At 71.3% G+C, this 15,419-nt stretch carries 14 protein-coding genes; 10 read left to right on the top strand and 4 right to left on the bottom strand.

The genetic code is table 11. From position 1 onward, the window contains the following. The first annotated feature begins 85 nt into the window (after positions 1-85). The gene (gene radA, locus INP57_RS02320) at positions 86-1,462 is read left to right on the top strand and encodes a DNA repair protein RadA (protein ID WP_200068299.1); all 1,377 of its coding nucleotides are present in this window, start codon (positions 86-88) and stop codon (positions 1,460-1,462) included. A 91-nt stretch (positions 1,463-1,553) separates the two neighbouring features. Here radA and INP57_RS02315 read toward each other — a convergent pair whose 3' ends face one another. Beyond that, positions 1,554-2,162 carry a hypothetical protein gene (locus INP57_RS02315; RefSeq protein ID WP_200068298.1) on the bottom strand — a complete coding sequence of 203 codons (609 nt, stop codon included), beginning with the start codon at positions 2,160-2,162 and terminating at the stop codon, positions 1,554-1,556. A gap of 180 nt (positions 2,163-2,342) precedes the next feature. Here INP57_RS02315 and INP57_RS02310 point away from each other — a divergent pair, with 180 nt between their 5' ends. The 6 genes from INP57_RS02310 (at position 2,343) to INP57_RS02285 (ending at position 7,907) form a co-directional block, all read left to right on the top strand. After that, a complete protein-coding gene (locus INP57_RS02310) occupies positions 2,343-3,233 on the top strand; it encodes an iron-sulfur binding domain-containing protein (RefSeq protein WP_200068297.1) in 891 nt (296 codons plus the stop codon). A gap of 124 nt (positions 3,234-3,357) precedes the next feature. Further along, positions 3,358-3,855 (top strand): 2'-5' RNA ligase family protein, encoded by a 498-nt coding sequence (locus INP57_RS02305; protein ID WP_200068296.1) that lies wholly within the window; start codon positions 3,358-3,360, stop codon positions 3,853-3,855. Between the two features lie 182 nt (positions 3,856-4,037). Next, positions 4,038-4,733, top strand: a complete 696-nt coding sequence (locus INP57_RS02300; RefSeq protein WP_200068295.1) for an ATP-binding cassette domain-containing protein — start codon at positions 4,038-4,040, stop codon at positions 4,731-4,733. Then, positions 4,730-6,670 (top strand): YhgE/Pip family protein, encoded by a 1,941-nt coding sequence (locus tag INP57_RS02295; protein WP_200068294.1) that lies wholly within the window; start codon positions 4,730-4,732, stop codon positions 6,668-6,670. Before INP57_RS02300 ends, INP57_RS02295 begins: the two co-directional genes overlap by 4 nt. Before the next feature lie 39 nt (positions 6,671-6,709). Next, entirely contained in the window at positions 6,710-7,012 is a 303-nt protein-coding gene (locus tag INP57_RS02290) for an antibiotic biosynthesis monooxygenase family protein (RefSeq protein ID WP_200068293.1), read from the top strand. 73 nt (positions 7,013-7,085) lie between these two features. Then, on the top strand, positions 7,086-7,907 hold the full coding sequence (locus INP57_RS02285) for an SIR2 family NAD-dependent protein deacylase (RefSeq protein WP_200068292.1): 822 nt from the start codon (positions 7,086-7,088) through the stop codon (positions 7,905-7,907). Between the two features lies 1 nt (position 7,908). On the opposite strand, the gene INP57_RS02280 is transcribed toward INP57_RS02285, so the two are convergent. Further along, the gene (locus INP57_RS02280) at positions 7,909-8,907 is read right to left on the bottom strand and encodes an endonuclease/exonuclease/phosphatase family protein (RefSeq protein WP_200068291.1); all 999 of its coding nucleotides are present in this window, start codon (positions 8,905-8,907) and stop codon (positions 7,909-7,911) included. 104 nt (positions 8,908-9,011) lie between these two features. Between INP57_RS02280 and INP57_RS02275 the strand changes: the two genes are divergently transcribed. Together INP57_RS02275 and INP57_RS02270 are read left to right on the top strand one after the other, a co-directional pair. Then, positions 9,012-9,989, top strand: a complete 978-nt coding sequence (locus INP57_RS02275; protein ID WP_200068290.1) for an ATP-binding cassette domain-containing protein — start codon at positions 9,012-9,014, stop codon at positions 9,987-9,989. Next, positions 9,986-10,810: an ABC transporter permease gene (locus INP57_RS02270; protein ID WP_200068289.1), complete on the top strand. Its 825-nt coding sequence runs from the start codon at positions 9,986-9,988 to the stop codon at positions 10,808-10,810. The genes INP57_RS02275 and INP57_RS02270 overlap by 4 nt, the downstream gene beginning before the upstream one ends. Positions 10,811-10,963: 153 nt before the next feature. Here the strand turns inward: INP57_RS02270 and INP57_RS02265 are convergent, their stop codons facing one another. Beyond that, positions 10,964-11,458 (bottom strand): hypothetical protein, encoded by a 495-nt coding sequence (locus INP57_RS02265; protein WP_200068288.1) that lies wholly within the window; start codon positions 11,456-11,458, stop codon positions 10,964-10,966. Positions 11,459-11,788: 330 nt separating this feature from the next. On the opposite strand from INP57_RS02265, the gene INP57_RS02260 reads away from it, so the two are divergent. Further along, on the top strand, positions 11,789-12,526 hold the full coding sequence (locus INP57_RS02260; RefSeq protein ID WP_200068287.1) for a DedA family protein: 738 nt from the start codon (positions 11,789-11,791) through the stop codon (positions 12,524-12,526). A gap of 156 nt (positions 12,527-12,682) precedes the next feature. Here the strand turns inward: INP57_RS02260 and INP57_RS02255 are convergent, their stop codons facing one another. Beyond that, positions 12,683-15,247: an ATP-dependent Clp protease ATP-binding subunit gene (locus INP57_RS02255; RefSeq protein ID WP_200068286.1), complete on the bottom strand. Its 2,565-nt coding sequence runs from the start codon at positions 15,245-15,247 to the stop codon at positions 12,683-12,685. Positions 15,248-15,419 lie beyond the last annotated feature (172 nt).

Genomic DNA, 15,419 nt, shown 5'->3' with positions numbered 1-15,419 from the left:
GGGCGGCCCTTCGGCATGTCCGGGGCCGACTCGCCGGAGCACTGCGGCCGGTGGAGTCGTCGGGCCCGGCGGATAGCCTCCCGCCGTGCCTGCCAAGAACGCCCGCGCGGCCCGCCCCGCCTACCGCTGCGCCGACTGCGGCCACGAGGTCACCAAGTGGCTCGGCCGCTGCCCCTCCTGCCACGCCTGGAACACCATCGAGGAGACCGCCGCGGCCCGGCCCGCCGCCGCGAAGGTCACCGCCGCCGCACCGGCGACCTCCGCGCGCCCGATCGCCGAAGTGGACCTGGACTCGGCCCGGCAGGTGCCGACCGGCATCGCCGAGCTGGACCGGGTGCTCGGCGGCGGGATCGTGCCTGGCGCGGTGATGCTGCTGGCCGGGGAGCCGGGAGTGGGCAAGTCGACGCTGCTGCTGGAGGTCGCGCACCGCTGGGCGGCGGCCGGTTCGGGCGGCCCTTCGCTGTACGTCACGGGTGAGGAATCGGCGGGCCAGGTGCGGTTGCGCGCGGAGCGCACCGACTCGCTGCACCCCGAGCTCTACCTCGGTTCGGAAGCCGACCTCGGAGCCGTGCTCGGGCACGTGGACGCCATCCGCCCCGGACTGCTGATCATCGACTCGGTGCAGACCGTGCAGTCGCCGGACGTGGACGGCACGCCGGGCGGGGTCACCCAGGTCCGCGCGGTCACCTCCGGCCTGGTCGCGCTGGCCAAGGAACGCGGGCTGCCGGTGGTGCTGGTCGGGCACGTGACCAAGGACGGCGCGGTGGCGGGACCGCGCGCGCTGGAGCACCTGGTGGACGTGGTGCTCAACTTCGAGGGCGACCGGCATTCGTCGCTGCGGATGCTGCGCGGAATCAAGAACCGCTTCGGCCCAGCCGACGAGGTCGGCTGCTTCGAGCAGCGCGACGACGGGATCGCCGAGGTGGCCGATCCCTCCGGGTTGTTCCTGAACCGCCAGGAGGCTGCGGTCCCGGGAACCGCGGTGACGGTCATGGTCGAGGGCAAGCGCCCGCTGCTGGCGGAGGTGCAGGCGCTGGTCGCGCCGACCCAGATGCAGATCCCGCGCCGGGCGGTGAGCGGGCTGGACTCGGCGCGGGTGTCGATGGCGCTGGCGGTGCTGGAAAAGCGCGGCCGGGTCCGCACCGGCGAGAAGGAGGTGTTCGCTGCCACTGTCGGCGGCATGAAGGTCACCGAGCCGGCCGCGGATCTGGCGGTGGCGCTGGCCATCGCATCGTCGGCCATGGACGTTCCGCTGCCGCCGAACATGGTGGTGGTCGGCGAGGTCGGGCTGGCCGGGGAGATCCGCCGGGTGAACGCGGTGGGCAGGCGGCTCGCGGAGGCGCAGCGGCTGGGTTTCGACCGCGCGCTGGTGCCGCCGGATTCCGGCAGGCTCCCCTCCGGGATCAAGGCCACCGTCGTGCCCGACCTGCAAACCGCCCTCAAGTCGCTGCGCTCGAACTGAGCCTCTCCCGCACGCGCCAGCCTCAGCGGGTGAACGGACCGTTCGACCAATCTATTCGGACCAACGGTCCGTTCACCCACGATGAACGGGGTCAGGTGAGGCGGAACGGGGTTGGCTGGCTGATGAGGCCGCCCAGGCGGGCGCCGACTACGTAGTCGCCCGCGGGAGCGGTCTCGCGCTTGGCGGCGCACTGCTCGGGCGATGCTTCCGGGGTGGAGGCGACGCCGGTCCATTCGAGTTCGTTGCGGACGGATTCACCGGGGGCCAGCACCGGCATCTCGTTGCTGGATTCGGTCTGGCAGTCGTTGCTCGACCAGAAGCGCTTGCCGTCCGCAGTGGACACCACGACCTCGCGCAGCATCCGGCCGGTGTCCCGGACGCAGTCCACCGGGCCGGTGTTGGTGATGACCATGCGCAGCCCGACCGGTTCGCCTGCCGGGATCTCCGGGCGCACCGGCTCCGCGGTGATCCGCAGGTCCCGGTCGCCGCACGCCGGTGGAGCCGCGGGTGGCGCAGCGGCCTGCGGCGGCGGGGCCGCCCCGTGCGTTCCGGCTTGCTGCGATGCTGCCGGGACGAGCGCTCCGGCCAGCGCGATCACGCCCCACACCGCGAGAGCGATCGCCAGCAGGACCGCACCGAACGCCACCGCTCGGCGGCGCCAGTACACCTCGGGGCGAAGCGGTCCGATGGGATCCAGCACGGTCCGACAGTAACCCGGTGATCCCGCTGAGCCGACCAATCGATGATCACCCGATCAGGCGTATTTGTACCGCCGTTCAGGCAGCAAGATCAGTCCGTTCGTGTGGTCTTGCCCCGGTACGCGGCCGGTTCCGGGGCGCCCCGGGAGCTCCGGCGCGCGCCTGGCAGGATCGGTGCCGAGATGACGACGACCGCCTGGGACCCCACCGAGCTGATCGACTGGTTCGCCGCCGAGGCCCGCCCGCTGCCGTGGCGCGCGCCCGGCACGACCGGCTGGGGCGTGCTGGTCAGCGAAACCATGCTGCAGCAGACGCCGGTGAACCGCGTGCTGCCGATCTGGCAGGAGTGGATGGCGCGCTGGCCGCGCCCATCCGACCTGGCCGCGGCCCCGCAGGCCGAAGTGCTGCGGGCCTGGGGCAAGCTCGGCTACCCGCGCCGCGCGCTGCGCCTGCACCAGGCCGCCGGGGCGATCGCCGCCGACCACGACGACCTCGTTCCGTCCGATGTGGACACCCTGTTGGCACTGCCGGGGATCGGGACCTACACCGCCCGCGCGGTCGCCGCGTTCGCCTACGGCAAGCGGGCTCCCGTGGTGGACACGAACGTCCGCAGGGTCGTGGCACGGGCCGTGCACGGCGCGGGCGATGCCGGGCCGCCGTCGCCGAAGCGCGACCTCGCCGATGTCGAGGTGCTGCTGCCCGGCGACGACGCGAGCGCGGCGAGCCTGTCGGCGGCGTTGATGGAACTCGGGCAGGTGGTGTGCACGGTCCGCTCCCCCGCCTGCGAGCGCTGCCCGATCGCGCACGACTGCGCGTGGCAGCACGCCGGGCGCCCGGCCTACGCGGGACCGCCGAAGAAGGTGCAGCGCTTCGCGGGAACCGACCGGCAGGTGCGCGGCAAACTGCTGGACGTGCTGCGCGGCGCGGAAGGTCCGGTGCGGCGGGAACAGCTCGACGCGGTCTGGTCGGACGCCGGTCAGCGGGACCGTTGCCTGGATTCGCTGCTGGTGGACGGGCTCATGGAGCAGACCGAGGACGGAAGGTTCGCATTGCCCGGGGAGCACGGGGCCTAGGCAACGCTTGCCGCGGACGTCTTCCTCCGCGAGCCGGACGAGCACTGGCCCGCAGCAGCACCGACCCAAGCACCAACGGAGCGCCGAGCGATCCGGCCGATTGGAAATCGAGGGAGCTGGACCGATGGCGCAGGAACTGACCGTCTTCTTCGACGACTCCACCGACGGCGAGCTGCGCGCGCTGCGCGACCGGCTCACCGCGGCCGGAGTTCCGGTCACCGCGGGACGTCCCGGCGTGACGCTGGCCGCCGCGGGCAACATCCCGGCGGCGACGCGCAAAGCGCTGCGCGCGGAGCTGCGCGTGCTGTCCATTCCGGACCTGTGGTTCTACACGCTGGGCACTTTCCCCGGCGAGGACGCGGTTCTGCTGCTGACGGCGGTGGTGGACACCGAGCTGCTGGCGGTGCATTCGGCCGTGCACGACGTGCTGGCGGGAAAGGTCGCGCACCCGTCGGCGTACTACTTCCCCGGCGCCTGGATCCCGCACTGCCCGCTGACTCCGGCATTGGACCGCGAGCAGCTGGCGGCCGGGTTCGCCGCGCTGCAACCCGCGGGCTCGATCCGCGGCTCGGTCTCCGAGATCGCGATCAAGGACGCGAACGGGGCCGAAACGCTCGCCTGACGCGCTCGGTCGGGTGATCTCCGCACCGCTCCGACCGGCACCGCGAAACAGCTCCCGCAAGCCTGCGACCTGCGATCCCGAGCTATCCACAGTGGACTACTCCGGGTGCCCGCCCGAGTTGCCCACGCCCACCTGCAGGCCCACTTTGGATCGGCATCCTGCCACGCGGCGTGAGGAGCGACATGGATGTCGAAGGCGTGAGCATCGTCGCCCGCGGGATCACCGCAACCGGCCCGGAAGGCATCGTCTTCGAGAACGTCGACGCGCGGATCTACCCGGGCGAACTGGCGGTGGTCGTCGGTGAGGGCGGCACCGACCGCACCTCGCTGCTGCTGGCGCTGTCCGGCAGGCTGCGGGTGCTCGCCGGGCGGATCGAGTTCGACGAAGCACCCCGCCGCGCGCGGCACGTGCGGCGGAGCGTGGTGCCCGCCCGGCTGCGGCCCGGTTTCGAGCTGGAAGGCCGGCTGCGGGTCGCCGAGACCATCCGGGAGCGCAGGCTCACCACCCGCGTTTCCGCCCGGGCCGTGGAGGAAGCGCTGGCCCTGGTGGGCGCCGACGTGGACCGGGACGCGCTGATCGACGAGCTGTACCCGGACGACAAGCTGCTGCTGGCCATCGCGCTGGCCGCAGCCGGTGAGCCGCCGGGGATGCTGGTCGACGACGTCGACCTCGGACTGCTGCCGTCCGGGCGCAGCCGGGTGTGGTCGGCGTTGCGCACGCTCGCCGACACCGGCATGACCGTGCTGGCCAGCGCCACCGAACACCCTTCGGAAGCCGACGTGCAGATCAAGCTGCCGTACAACATCGTCGACTTCGGCGACGACACCACCGGGCTCCCGCTGTTCAGCACGCCCTTGGCCCGCGAGGACACCCGATGAAGGCGCTGTACCTGGCTTGGCTGGAACTGCGCCGGTTCCGCGGGCCGTGGCGCCGGTTCGCGCCCGCGGTGCTGATCCTGATCCCGCTGCTGTACGGGGCGGTGTTCCTGTGGTCGAACTGGGACCCCTACGGGCGGATGTCGGCGGTGCCGGTCGCGGTGGTCAACTCCGACCGCCCGGCCGACCGCAACGGGGAGCGGGTCAACGCCGGTGAGCAGTTCGTGCAGCAGCTGCGCACGACGGACACGTTCCAGTGGAACTTCGTCGACGCGCAGGAAGCGCGCGCCGGGCTCGAGGACGGGCGCTACTACTTCACCATCCAGGTGCCGGAGGACTTCAGCAGCCGGCTGGCGAGTTCCACCCGCAGCGCGCCGCAACGCCCGGCGCTGATGCTGACCAGGAACGACGCCAACGGGCACCTGGCAGGGATCATGGCCGACACGATGCGCGGCGAGCTGCAGAACCAGATCAACGCCGCCGCCTACTCGGCCTACGCGCGGGCGCTGTACGGCGACCTCGGCGAGGTGCGCGGCAAGCTCACCTCCGCGGCCGAGGGCTCCGAGCAGCTGGTGCAGGGCACCCAGCTGAGCAGGCAGAGCACCGGGGCGCTGGCGCGCGGGCTCGGCGGAGTGCAGGACGGGACCGGCCGCGTCTCCGGCGGCTCGCAGGACATCTCGGACGCCACCGCGCAGCTGGACCAGCGGTTGTCCTCGATCAACGACTTCTCCTCCCAACGGCTGCCCGCCACCGCGGACGCGCTGGTCGACGCGGGCGGACGAGCGGTCAGCGACCTCAACGGCGTCGCTTCCGGCACCGCGGCGGTGAACGGTCAGGCCGCCCGGAGCGCGGGCGCCTTGCAGCGACTCGCGAACCGGCACCCGGAGCTGTCCGCGGACCCGGCGTACCGATCCGCGCTGGGCGACGCCCGCCAGGTAGCCGCGACCACCGCGGCCATCGACGGCGCCGCGCAGGACGCGCGAACATCCGCCGCGGATGCGCACGACCGGGCATTGGCGCTGCGCGACGACATGGTGCCGTTGCAGGAGGAGATCAAGGACGTCAACGAGCCCGCCGAGCGGCTGCGGGTGGCGTCCGCCGAACTCAGCGCCGCCTCCTCCGGGCTCACGCAGGGGATCAACGCGCTGGTCGCGAACATCGGCGTCGCCGAGACCAGCGCGGGGCAGCTCAACGACGGGGCGCGCAAGCTCGCGGACAACGTGCGCGGCGGCCTGGACCGGATGCCGCCCGCCGGGCCGACCGAGGTCGCGAAGGCGTCCTCGGAGCTGGGCACCCCCTCGGTGGTGCGGGCGACGACGCTGAACTCGGCCGACACCTACGGACGAGGGATGGCTCCGCTGCTGTTCGGCATCGCGTTGTGGAGCTTCGGGCTGTTCGCTTACCTGCTGTTCAAGCCGCTGAACCCGCGGGCGCTGGGCGGGCGCACCAACCCGTTCTCGATCGCCGTCGGCGGCTGGCTGCCCGCGGCAGCGCTCGGTGTGATCGGCGGGCTGGTGCTGATGGGCGCGCTCGATCTGGCGCTGGGGCTGGCACCGGTGGACCCGGTGGGCACGGTCGGGTTGATCACCTTGGGCGCGGGCGCGTTCGTGGCGATCGATCACTTCCTGCGCGCGGCTTTCGGGGCGACCGGCGGCCTGGTGTCGGCGGCGCTGCTGGTGCTGCAAATAGCGGGCTCCGGCGGGCTGTACCCGCTGGAGGTCTCGCCGGAGCCGTTCCAGGCGGTGCACGCCCTGCTGCCGATGACCTACCTCGTGGACGGGTTGCGGGTGACGATCAGCGGCGGCGAGGTGACGCACCTGGTGCACGACGCGGTCGTGCTGGGCAGCGTGCTGCTCGGCTTCCTGCTGCTGACCTCGCTGGTGGTGGTGCGGCACCGGATGTGGACGGTCGCGCGGCTGCACCCGCAGTTCGAGGTGTAGCGCTCGTCAGCGGCCCGCGCGCATCAGTAGCCTGGGCACATGGCGGTTGTGAAGATCAATGCGATCGAGGTCCCGGAAGGTCAGGGGCCCGAGTTGGAGAAGCGGTTCGCCAGCAGGCACGGGTCGGTCGAGGACGCCCCGGGCTTCCTCGGTTTCGAGCTGCTGCGCCCGGTCAACGGCGAGTCGCGGTACTTCGTCTACACCAAGTGGGAGACCGAAGAGGACTTCCAGAACTGGGCGCAGGGCCCGGCGAAGGCCGCGCACGCGAACGCGAACGAGAACCCGGTCGCCACCGGCGCGAGCCTGCTGGAGTTCGAGATCGTCCAGCAGACGCAGAAGTGAGCCCGGACGCGGAAACGGCCCCGGCCGCCGCGCCGCCCGTCCGCCGGGCGCGCGGCCGCTCGGGGACGCGGGCATGAGCGACGATGCGCTGTCCGCGGCCGCGGAGCTGATCCGCGACGCCGAAGCGCTGCTGGTGTGCGCGGGCGCGGGGATCGGGGTGGACTCCGGCCTGCCCGACTTCCGCGGCGACACCGGTTTCTGGCGGGCCTATCCGCCGTACGAGCGGCTGGGCCTGAGCTTCGCCGAGGTCGCCGATCCGGTCCACTTCGCCGAAGATCCCGAGCTGGCGTGGGGCTTCTACGGCCACCGGCTGGCGATGTACCGGCGCACCACGCCGCACGAGGGTTTCCGGATCCTGCGCCGCTGGGGTGCGTCGATGCCGTCCGGCTCCGGCGTGTTCACGTCCAACGTGGACGGACATTTCCAAGCGGCCGGGTTCGAGCAGGTCGCCGAATGCCACGGCAGCATCCACCACCTGCAGTGCCTGGAACCCTGCACGGACGACGTGTGGTCCGCCGACGACGTCTCCGTCGAGGTCGACACCGCGACCATGCGGGCGGTTCCGCCGCTGCCCGCCTGCCGCAACTGCGGCGGCACCGCGCGGCCGAACATCCTGATGTTCGGGGATTTCAGCTGGATCCCGGAGCACGCGCAGCCAGCGCTGGACTCGTTGCAGGCGTGGCGGCGGTCGTTGCGCTCGGCCCGCCTGGCCGTGGTCGAGCTGGGCGCGGGAACCGCGGTGCCGACGGTGCGGCGGCACGCCGAGCTGGCCAGCGCCGGGTCCGGCGCACTCATCCGGATCAACCCGCGCGAGCCGGAGGTCCGGCACGGGCGGGGCATCTCGCTTCCCGTGGGCGCGCTGGAGGCGCTCGGGGCGATCGACGAGCGGCTCTGACTCAGCTCGGGACCACCAGGTGCGCGAACACCGCGCGGTGATCGCTGCCCGGCACGTCCAGCACCGAGTACGCCTGCGCAACCACGCCCGCGCTGGTCAGCACGTGATCGATGGTCACCCGCGGCACCCAGCCGCTGCCCCAGGTCGGGGTGAACCCGCCGCCGGTGACCTCGGCCGCGTCCGAATAGCCGCGCCCGAGCATCGTGCGCAGCGGCGTGTGGTCCAGCGTCCCGTTGAAGTCACCCGCGAGAACCCGGGCCGGGCCGCCCTCCGCGGGCGGTCCGGGCAGCGCGGTGATCTCGCGCAGCCATGATCCGGCGGTGTCCGCGCCCATCGGGTACAGCGGGTGCACCCCGACGAACTCGACGTCCCGCCCGCCGGGCAGGTCGATGCGCGCGGAGGGCTGCGCCAGCGAGGTCGGCGGCACCAGCGACAACTCGCGCATCGGGAAGCGGGAGGCGATCCCGGTCCCGTCCGCGCCGGGACGGGCGTGCACGACGCGGTGCGGCAGCAGCTCGCGCAGGCCCGCGCGGTCCAGCGCGGCGACTGCCTCCGGCGTGACCTCCTGCAGGCTCAGCACGTCGACCCGGCGGCTGCGCACCAACTCGACCACCCGCTCCGGCTGCGCTTGGCCGAAGTACAGGTTGACCGACAGCACCCGCAGCGGCGTGCCCTGCACGGGAGTCGGCGAGTCCGGGATTCCGCGGGGTAGCACCAGCACCGCCAGCAGCACCGTCAGCAGCGCGGCGACCAGCGTGCTGATCCACCGCCGCAACGCCAGCCCGAGCACGACCAGCACCACGCCGACCGGAAGTGCGTACTGCAGGATCGCGACCAGTGCGATCGTGTACCGGTTCTGCGTGTCGAAACCGAGCAGCACCGGCGCCGTCCACGCCAGCAGGCCGAGCACGGCGAGCGCGACCAGCGCGGTCACGGTGCCGCTCTTGCGCTTGCGGGGAGGTGGTTCGATCTCCTGCGGTTCGGCCACGGCCAGATCCATGCACTCCCCCCGACACCCGTTCCCGCACCGGCTGCCAGCGACCTGTGCGCCGACTGTCAGCCGTGCCCCCGATGATGGCGAGGATAGCGAAACGAGGAGGGGGAATGTCCCACGCGATCCAGGCCGAAGGTCTGGTGAAACGGTTCGGCGGCACCACGGCGCTGGACGGAATCGACCTGGCCGCGCCCACCGGCTCGATCCTCGGCGTGCTCGGACCGAACGGCGCGGGCAAGACCACCGCCGTGCGGATCCTGGCCACGCTGCTGCGGCCGGACGCGGGCGAAGCGCGCATCGCAGGGCACGACCTGCGCCGCGAAGCGGTGGCGGTGCGCAGCAAGATCGGGCTCACCGGGCAGTACGCCTCGGTGGACGAGGAACTGACCGGCACCGAGAACCTGGTGCTGATCGGCAGGTTGCTCGAGCTGCCCCGCCGCGAGGCGCGCGCCCGCTCCGCCGAGCTGCTGGAGCGCTTCGGCCTGTCCGACGCGGCGCACCGGTCGCTGAAGACCTACTCCGGCGGGATGCGCAGGCGGCTCGACCTGGCCGCCAGCCTGGTCGGCAGGCCCGAACTGCTCTACCTCGACGAACCCACCACCGGGCTGGACCCGCGCAGCCGCAACCAGGTGTGGGACATGGTCCGCACGCTCACCGAAGAAGGCGTCACCGTGCTGCTGACCACCCAATACCTGGAGGAGGCCGACCACCTCGCGGACCGCATCAGCGTGATCGACCACGGTCGGGTCGTCGCCGAGGGCCGCGCCGACGAGCTCAAGCGCCGCACCGGCAGCCAGACCCTGCTGGTGCGGCCGAGCGATCCCGCCGACGCCGCCGAGGTGTGGCGGATCGTCGCCGAACTCACCGCGGCCCAGCCCGCGACCGCCGACGAAGGCGCCTTGATCACCGCGCCGGTGGACGATCCCGTGCTGCTGTCCGCCCTGGTGCGCAGGCTCGACGACGCCGGGATCACCGCCGACGAGCTGGCGTTGCGGCTGCCCAGCCTGGACGAGGTTTTCCTGGCGCTGACCGGCAAACCGGCCGAGGAACCCGGCAGCGCCGGGACCGGACAGGAGGACGTGGCATGACCACCACCGTCGAACGTTCCGCCGACACCGCGGCGCAGCCGGTGGCGCACGGTCGCATCGGTCCGCTGCGGGCGGCCCGGCACGGCCTGGTGCTGGCCGGGCGCAGCGTCCTGAAGATCCGCAAGACTCCGGCGGCGCTGCTGGACGTGACCTTGCAGCCGGTCCTGTTCCTGGTCATGTTCGTCTACCTGCTCGGCGGCGCGATCGCCGCGGACACCGGCGCGTACCTGCAGATCACGCTGCCCGGCGTGATGGCGATGAACATGGTCTTCGGCAGCCTCGGCACCGGCATGCAGCTCAACACCGACATCAACAAGGGCGTGTTCGACCGGTTCCGCAGCCTGCCGATCGCCCGCTCGGCGCCGCTGGTCGGAGCCGTGCTCGGCGACATCGTCCGCTACATGGTGTCGCTGGCGGTGCTGCTGGTGGTGGCGACGCTGATGGGCTTCCGCATCCAGACCGGGCCGGTGCAGCTGGCGGCCGCGATCGTGGTGGTGCTGGCGTTCGCGCTGGTGATGTGCTGGATCACGGTGTTCATCGGGATGCTGGTGCGCAGCGAGCAGGCGGTGCCCGGGGTGGCGATGTCGGTCATGTTCCCGCTGACCATGGGAAGCAACGTGTTCGCGCCGACCGACACGATGCCCGGGTGGCTGCAGGCGTGGGTGAAGGTCAACCCGGTCACGCAGCTCGCGGACACCGCGCGCGGGCTGATGATCGGCGGGCCGGTGGCCGGTCCGCTCACCGCGACGGTGATCTGGATGGCGGTGATCGTGGCGGTGTTCTTCCCGCTCGCGATGTGGGCGTACAGCAGGCGGGTGTGAGCGGGTTGCGCCGGAGCACGCCGCCGGGTCGGGTCGGCACCGGATCGAGCCGTTCAGACCGGTGCCGCTCAGATCGGCGTCGATCGGGCCGGTGCCGATCAGGCCGGTGCGGATCAGGCCAGGGCCGATCCGAACAGGGCCGACCAGGCCGGGTCAGGCCAGCGTCGCGCGCAGCTCGTCGAAAGCCTCTTCGCGGCTGAGCGCGGCGCCGGCGTCGAACGCCTTGCGCCGGGTCTCCGGGTCCGGGTGCGCGGCGAGCTCCGCGAGCACGCCGCGCAGGTCCGGATCTCCCTCGTCCAGCACGCCGCGCAGCCGCACCGCCAGCCCGAGCATCCGCTCGGCACCCAGCGGATCACCGATGCGCAGCCGCCAGCGCGCCGCGATCTCGGCGATCGCGGCCACCGCGGGCATCTCCCGCACGCCCATGCCGCTGTCCAGCGCCAAGACCAGCCGTTCCCGCGTCGCCTCGTGCTCGTTCTCGTCGAGCAGCACCGGTGCGGCGGCCATTGCCGTCACCACCTGCGCGGGACCGGTGCGCGACATGTCCGAAGCCGCTTCTTCCGCCTCGGCCAGGTGCCGGTGCGCCTGCGCCCCCTGCTTTCCGTCGGCCGAGTGCAGGCGGAACGGCCCCAGCATCGCCACGCGCACCCGTCCAGCTTCGCAGCGGGCTTGAGCCGGATGCGCGGGATTTTTCAGCGCCCTGTGGATTGATCACGTAGTTGTCCACAAGAGGGGTCCACAGGAAGGCTTGTTATCCACAGCTCTGTGGATCAATGCGCCGAGTCGGGCGCGATTAGGATCACACGGCGAAGCGCCCGAGCGCGCTGGAATTATGGAATAACGGACATTCGCCCCTACCCGGTCGATCTCCGGATGATCCGCGGACCTGGCCGCGCCCGCCCCCACGGGACGCCGCGACCGGGCGAAGCCGCACCGACCAGCACAGCCCCTCTGCTGCCGACGCCACCGGAGTTCCCGATGCACTCGACCGCACTGGCCGCCGCGCCCGCCGAGCCGACCGGGTTCACCGCCTGGGTCATCGGCGTGATGGAAACTCTCGGCGGCCCCGGCGCCGGCCTGATCATCGCGATCGAGAACCTGTTCCCGCCGATCCCCAGCGAACTCATCCTGCCGCTGGCCGGGTTCACCGCCAGCCAGGGCAACATGAACATCTTCGCGGCGGTGCTGTGGACGACGGCCGGATCGCTGCTCGGCGCGCTCGCGCTGTACTGGCTCGGCCACGCGCTCGGCAGGGAGCGGATGCACCGGATCGCGGCGAAGATGCCGCTGGTCAAGCTCTCCGACGTGGACCGCACCGAGGCGTGGTTCGGCAAGCACGGCGTGAAGGCGGTGTTCTTCGGCCGGATGATCCCGCTGTTCCGCAGCTTCATCTCGCTGCCCGCAGGGGTGGAGAAGATGCCGCTGCCCACGTTCGTGCTGTTCACCAGCCTCGGCAGCCTGATCTGGAACACCGTGTTCGTGGTGGCGGGCTACCTGCTCGGGCAGAACTGGTACCTCGTCGAGCAGTACGCGGGCATCCTCTCCAAGGTCGTCCTGGCCGTGGTCGCACTGGCCATCGCCTACTTCGTGATCTCCCGCGTCCGGCAAACCCGCCGCGAGCGCGACGAGGCGGACGATGCGGATGCCCCCACCGACCAGTTCCCCCGCGTCACCCACCCCGAAAGCCCCACCGAACGCCTCCCCCGCATCCGCTGACGCCCCGCTTTCTCGGAGTGAACGACCTGTTCGCCCCATCCAGCAGGACCAACGGTCCGTTCGCTCCCCGTCGGTGGTCGAAAACCGCAAACGCGAAGCGGCCCCCGCACCAAGAGAAGGGTGCGGGGGCCGCGTTCGTCAGCGGAGCTCGTCAGGTCACTCCGACTCGCGGTTCTCGCCGGACTCCTCCGACGAGCCCGACGGGCCGGTCGAGGAGGCCAGGTCCACCGGCGGGGAGTCCGGGACCAGGCCCGGCTTCGTCTCGCCGCGGAAGGTGAACTGCGCCTGGTCGTCGGAGCCTTCGCCGTCCCAGCCCTCGACGTCCACGATCACGATCTGCCCGGCCTCGACCTCGCCGAACAGGATCTTCTCGGACAGCCGGTCCTCCACCTCGCGCTGGATCGTGCGGCGCAGCGGCCGCGCACCCAGCACCGGGTCGAACCCGCGCTTGGCCAGCAGCTTCTTCGCGGTCGAGGTCAGCTCCAAGGACATGTCCTTGCCCTTGAGCGCCTTCTCCACCCGGCCGGTGAGCAGGTCCACCATCTGCACGATCTCGTTCTCGGTCAGCTGGTGGAACACGATCACGTCGTCGATGCGGTTCAGGAACTCCGGCCGGAAGTGCTTCTTCATCTCCTCGTTGACCTTGGACTTCATCCGCTCGTAGTTGGACTCCGCCGAGTTCCCCGCGGAGAAGCCCAGGCCCACGGCCTTGGAGATGTCGCCCGTGCCCAAGTTCGAGGTGAAGATCAGCACGGTGTTCTTGAAGTCCACCGTGCGGCCCTGACCGTCGGTCAGGCGGCCGTCCTCCAACACCTGCAGCAGCGTGTTGTAGATCTCCTGGTGCGCCTTCTCGATCTCGTCGAACAGCACCACCGAGAACGGCTTGCGCCGCACCTTCTCGGTCAGCTGCCCGCCTTCCTCGTAACCGACGTAGCCCGGAGGGGCGCCGAACAGCCGGGAGGCCGTGTAGCGGTCGTGGAACTCGCCCATGTCGATCTGAACGAGCGCGTCGTCGTCGCCGAACAGGAACTCCGCCAGCGCCTTGGACAGCTCGGTCTTACCCACACCGGACGGGCCGGCGAAGATGAACGAACCGGACGGGCGCTTGGGGTCCTTCAACCCGGCACGAGTGCGGCGGATCGCCTGCGACACGGCCTTGACCGCGTCCTCCTGGCCGATGATCCGCTTGTGCAGCTCGTCCTCCATGCGGAGCAGCCGCGTGGTCTCCTCCTCGGTGAGCTTGAACACCGGGATGCCGGTCCAGTTCGCCAGCACCTCGGCGATCTGCTCGTCGTCGACCTCCGCGACGACGTCCAGGTCACCGGCCTTCCACTGCTTCTCCCGCTCCTCCTTCTGGCCGAGGAGCTGCTTCTCCTCGTCCCGCAGGCGGGCGGCCCGCTCGAAGTCCTGCGCGTCGATCGCGGACTCCTTGTCGCGGCGCACGTCGGCGATCTTCTCGTCGAACTCGCGCAGGTCCGGCGGCGCGGTCATGCGCCGGATGCGCATCCGGGCGCCCGCCTCGTCGATCAGGTCGATCGCCTTGTCCGGCAGGTAGCGGTCGTTGATGTAGCGGTCCGCCAGGCTGGCCGCCGAGGCCAGCGCGCCGTCGGTGATGGACACCCGGTGGTGCGCCTCGTAGCGGTCGCGGAGGCCCTTGAGGATCTCCACGGTGTGCTCCAGCGAGGGCTCGCCCACCTGGATCGGCTGGAAGCGGCGCTCCAGCGCCGGGTCCTTCTCGACGTACTTGCGGTACTCCTCGAGCGTGGTGGCGCCGATCGTCTGCAGCTCGCCGCGGGCCAGCATCGGCTTGAGGATGCTCGCGGCGTCTATGGCGCCTTCTGCCGCTCCGGCGCCGACGAGGGTGTGGATCTCGTCGATGAACAGGATGATGTCGCCGCGGGTCTTGATCTCCTTGAGCACCTTCTTCAGGCGCTCCTCGAAGTCACCGCGGTAGCGGGAGCCGGCGACCAGCGAACCCAGGTCGAGGGTGTAGAGCTGCTTCTCCTTGAGCGTCTCGGGCACCTCGCCCTTGACGACCTTCTGCGCCAGGCCCTCGACGACGGCGGTCTTGCCGACACCGGCCTCGCCGATCATCACCGGGTTGTTCTTGGTGCGGCGCGAGAGCACCTGCATGATGCGCTCGATCTCCTTGTCCCGGCCGATCACCGGGTCGAGCTTCGACTCGCGCGCGCTCTGCGTGAGGTTGCGGCCGAACTGGTCGAGCACCAGCGACGAGGACGGCGTGCCCTCCCCGCGGCCACCGGCCTCGGCCGGTTCCTTGCCCTGGTAGCCGGACAGCAGCTGCAGCACCTGCTGGCGCACCCGGTTCAGATCCGCGCCAAGCTTGACCAGCACCTGCGCGGCGACGCCCTCGCCTTCGCGGATCAGCCCGAGCAGGATGTGCTCGGTGCCGATGTAGTTGTGGCCGAGCTGCAGCGCCTCGCGCAGCGACAGCTCCAGCACCTTCTTCGCCCGTGGGGTGAACGGGATGTGACCGCTCGGGGCCTGCTGGCCCTGGCCGATGATCTCCTCGACCTGCTGGCGCACGCCTTCCAGGGCGATGCCCAGCGACTCCAGCGCCTTGGCGGCGACACCCTCACCCTCGTGGATCAAGCCCAGGAGAATGTGCTCGGTGCCGATGTAGTTGTGGTTGAGCATCCGGGCCTCTTCTTGGGCCAGGACGACCACCCGCCTCGCGCGGTCGGTGAACCTCTCGAACATTCGCACTCCCTGACTGCTGCGCCGGCGGTGTTGTACCGGGACACGGCTCCTGCCTCGCCGATGCCCACGATGGGTTCAGCACGCTGGGGTCCACTGTAGTAGCCCCACCCCGCCACGGTCCGCGCCCGCTGGCAGCCCGCTGTTCACTTTCGTCCTCTACCGTGCGGTTCAA

The sequence above is a fragment of the Saccharopolyspora galaxeae genome (assembly GCF_016526145.1).
Classification (GTDB): Bacteria; Actinomycetota; Actinomycetes; order Mycobacteriales; family Pseudonocardiaceae; genus Saccharopolyspora_C; species Saccharopolyspora_C galaxeae.
The sequence above is the reverse complement of the archived record's forward strand: the minus strand, read 5'-3'. Positions and strand labels throughout refer to the sequence as shown.

What these genes read in the sequence shown, in the direction of transcription:
- INP57_RS02305 (WP_200068296.1), top strand. Translation starts at nt 3,358, where the DNA reads ATGGCGCAGGAACTGACCGTCTTCTTCGACGACTCCACCGACGGCGAG.
- INP57_RS02300 (WP_200068295.1), top strand. Translation starts at nt 4,038, where the DNA reads ATGGATGTCGAAGGCGTGAGCATCGTCGCCCGCGGGATCACCGCAACC.
- INP57_RS02285 (WP_200068292.1), top strand. Translation starts at nt 7,086, where the DNA reads ATGAGCGACGATGCGCTGTCCGCGGCCGCGGAGCTGATCCGCGACGCC.
- INP57_RS02255 (WP_200068286.1), bottom strand. Translation starts at nt 15,247, where the DNA reads ATGTTCGAGAGGTTCACCGACCGCGCGAGGCGGGTGGTCGTCCTGGCC.
- INP57_RS02290 (WP_200068293.1), top strand. Translation starts at nt 6,710, where the DNA reads ATGGCGGTTGTGAAGATCAATGCGATCGAGGTCCCGGAAGGTCAGGGG.
- INP57_RS02295 (WP_200068294.1), top strand. Translation starts at nt 4,730, where the DNA reads ATGAAGGCGCTGTACCTGGCTTGGCTGGAACTGCGCCGGTTCCGCGGG.
- INP57_RS02310 (WP_200068297.1), top strand. Translation starts at nt 2,343, where the DNA reads ATGACGACGACCGCCTGGGACCCCACCGAGCTGATCGACTGGTTCGCC.
- INP57_RS02260 (WP_200068287.1), top strand. Translation starts at nt 11,789, where the DNA reads ATGCACTCGACCGCACTGGCCGCCGCGCCCGCCGAGCCGACCGGGTTC.
- INP57_RS02280 (WP_200068291.1), bottom strand. Translation starts at nt 8,907, where the DNA reads ATGGATCTGGCCGTGGCCGAACCGCAGGAGATCGAACCACCTCCCCGC.
- INP57_RS02270 (WP_200068289.1), top strand. Translation starts at nt 9,986, where the DNA reads ATGACCACCACCGTCGAACGTTCCGCCGACACCGCGGCGCAGCCGGTG.
- INP57_RS02275 (WP_200068290.1), top strand. Translation starts at nt 9,012, where the DNA reads ATGTCCCACGCGATCCAGGCCGAAGGTCTGGTGAAACGGTTCGGCGGC.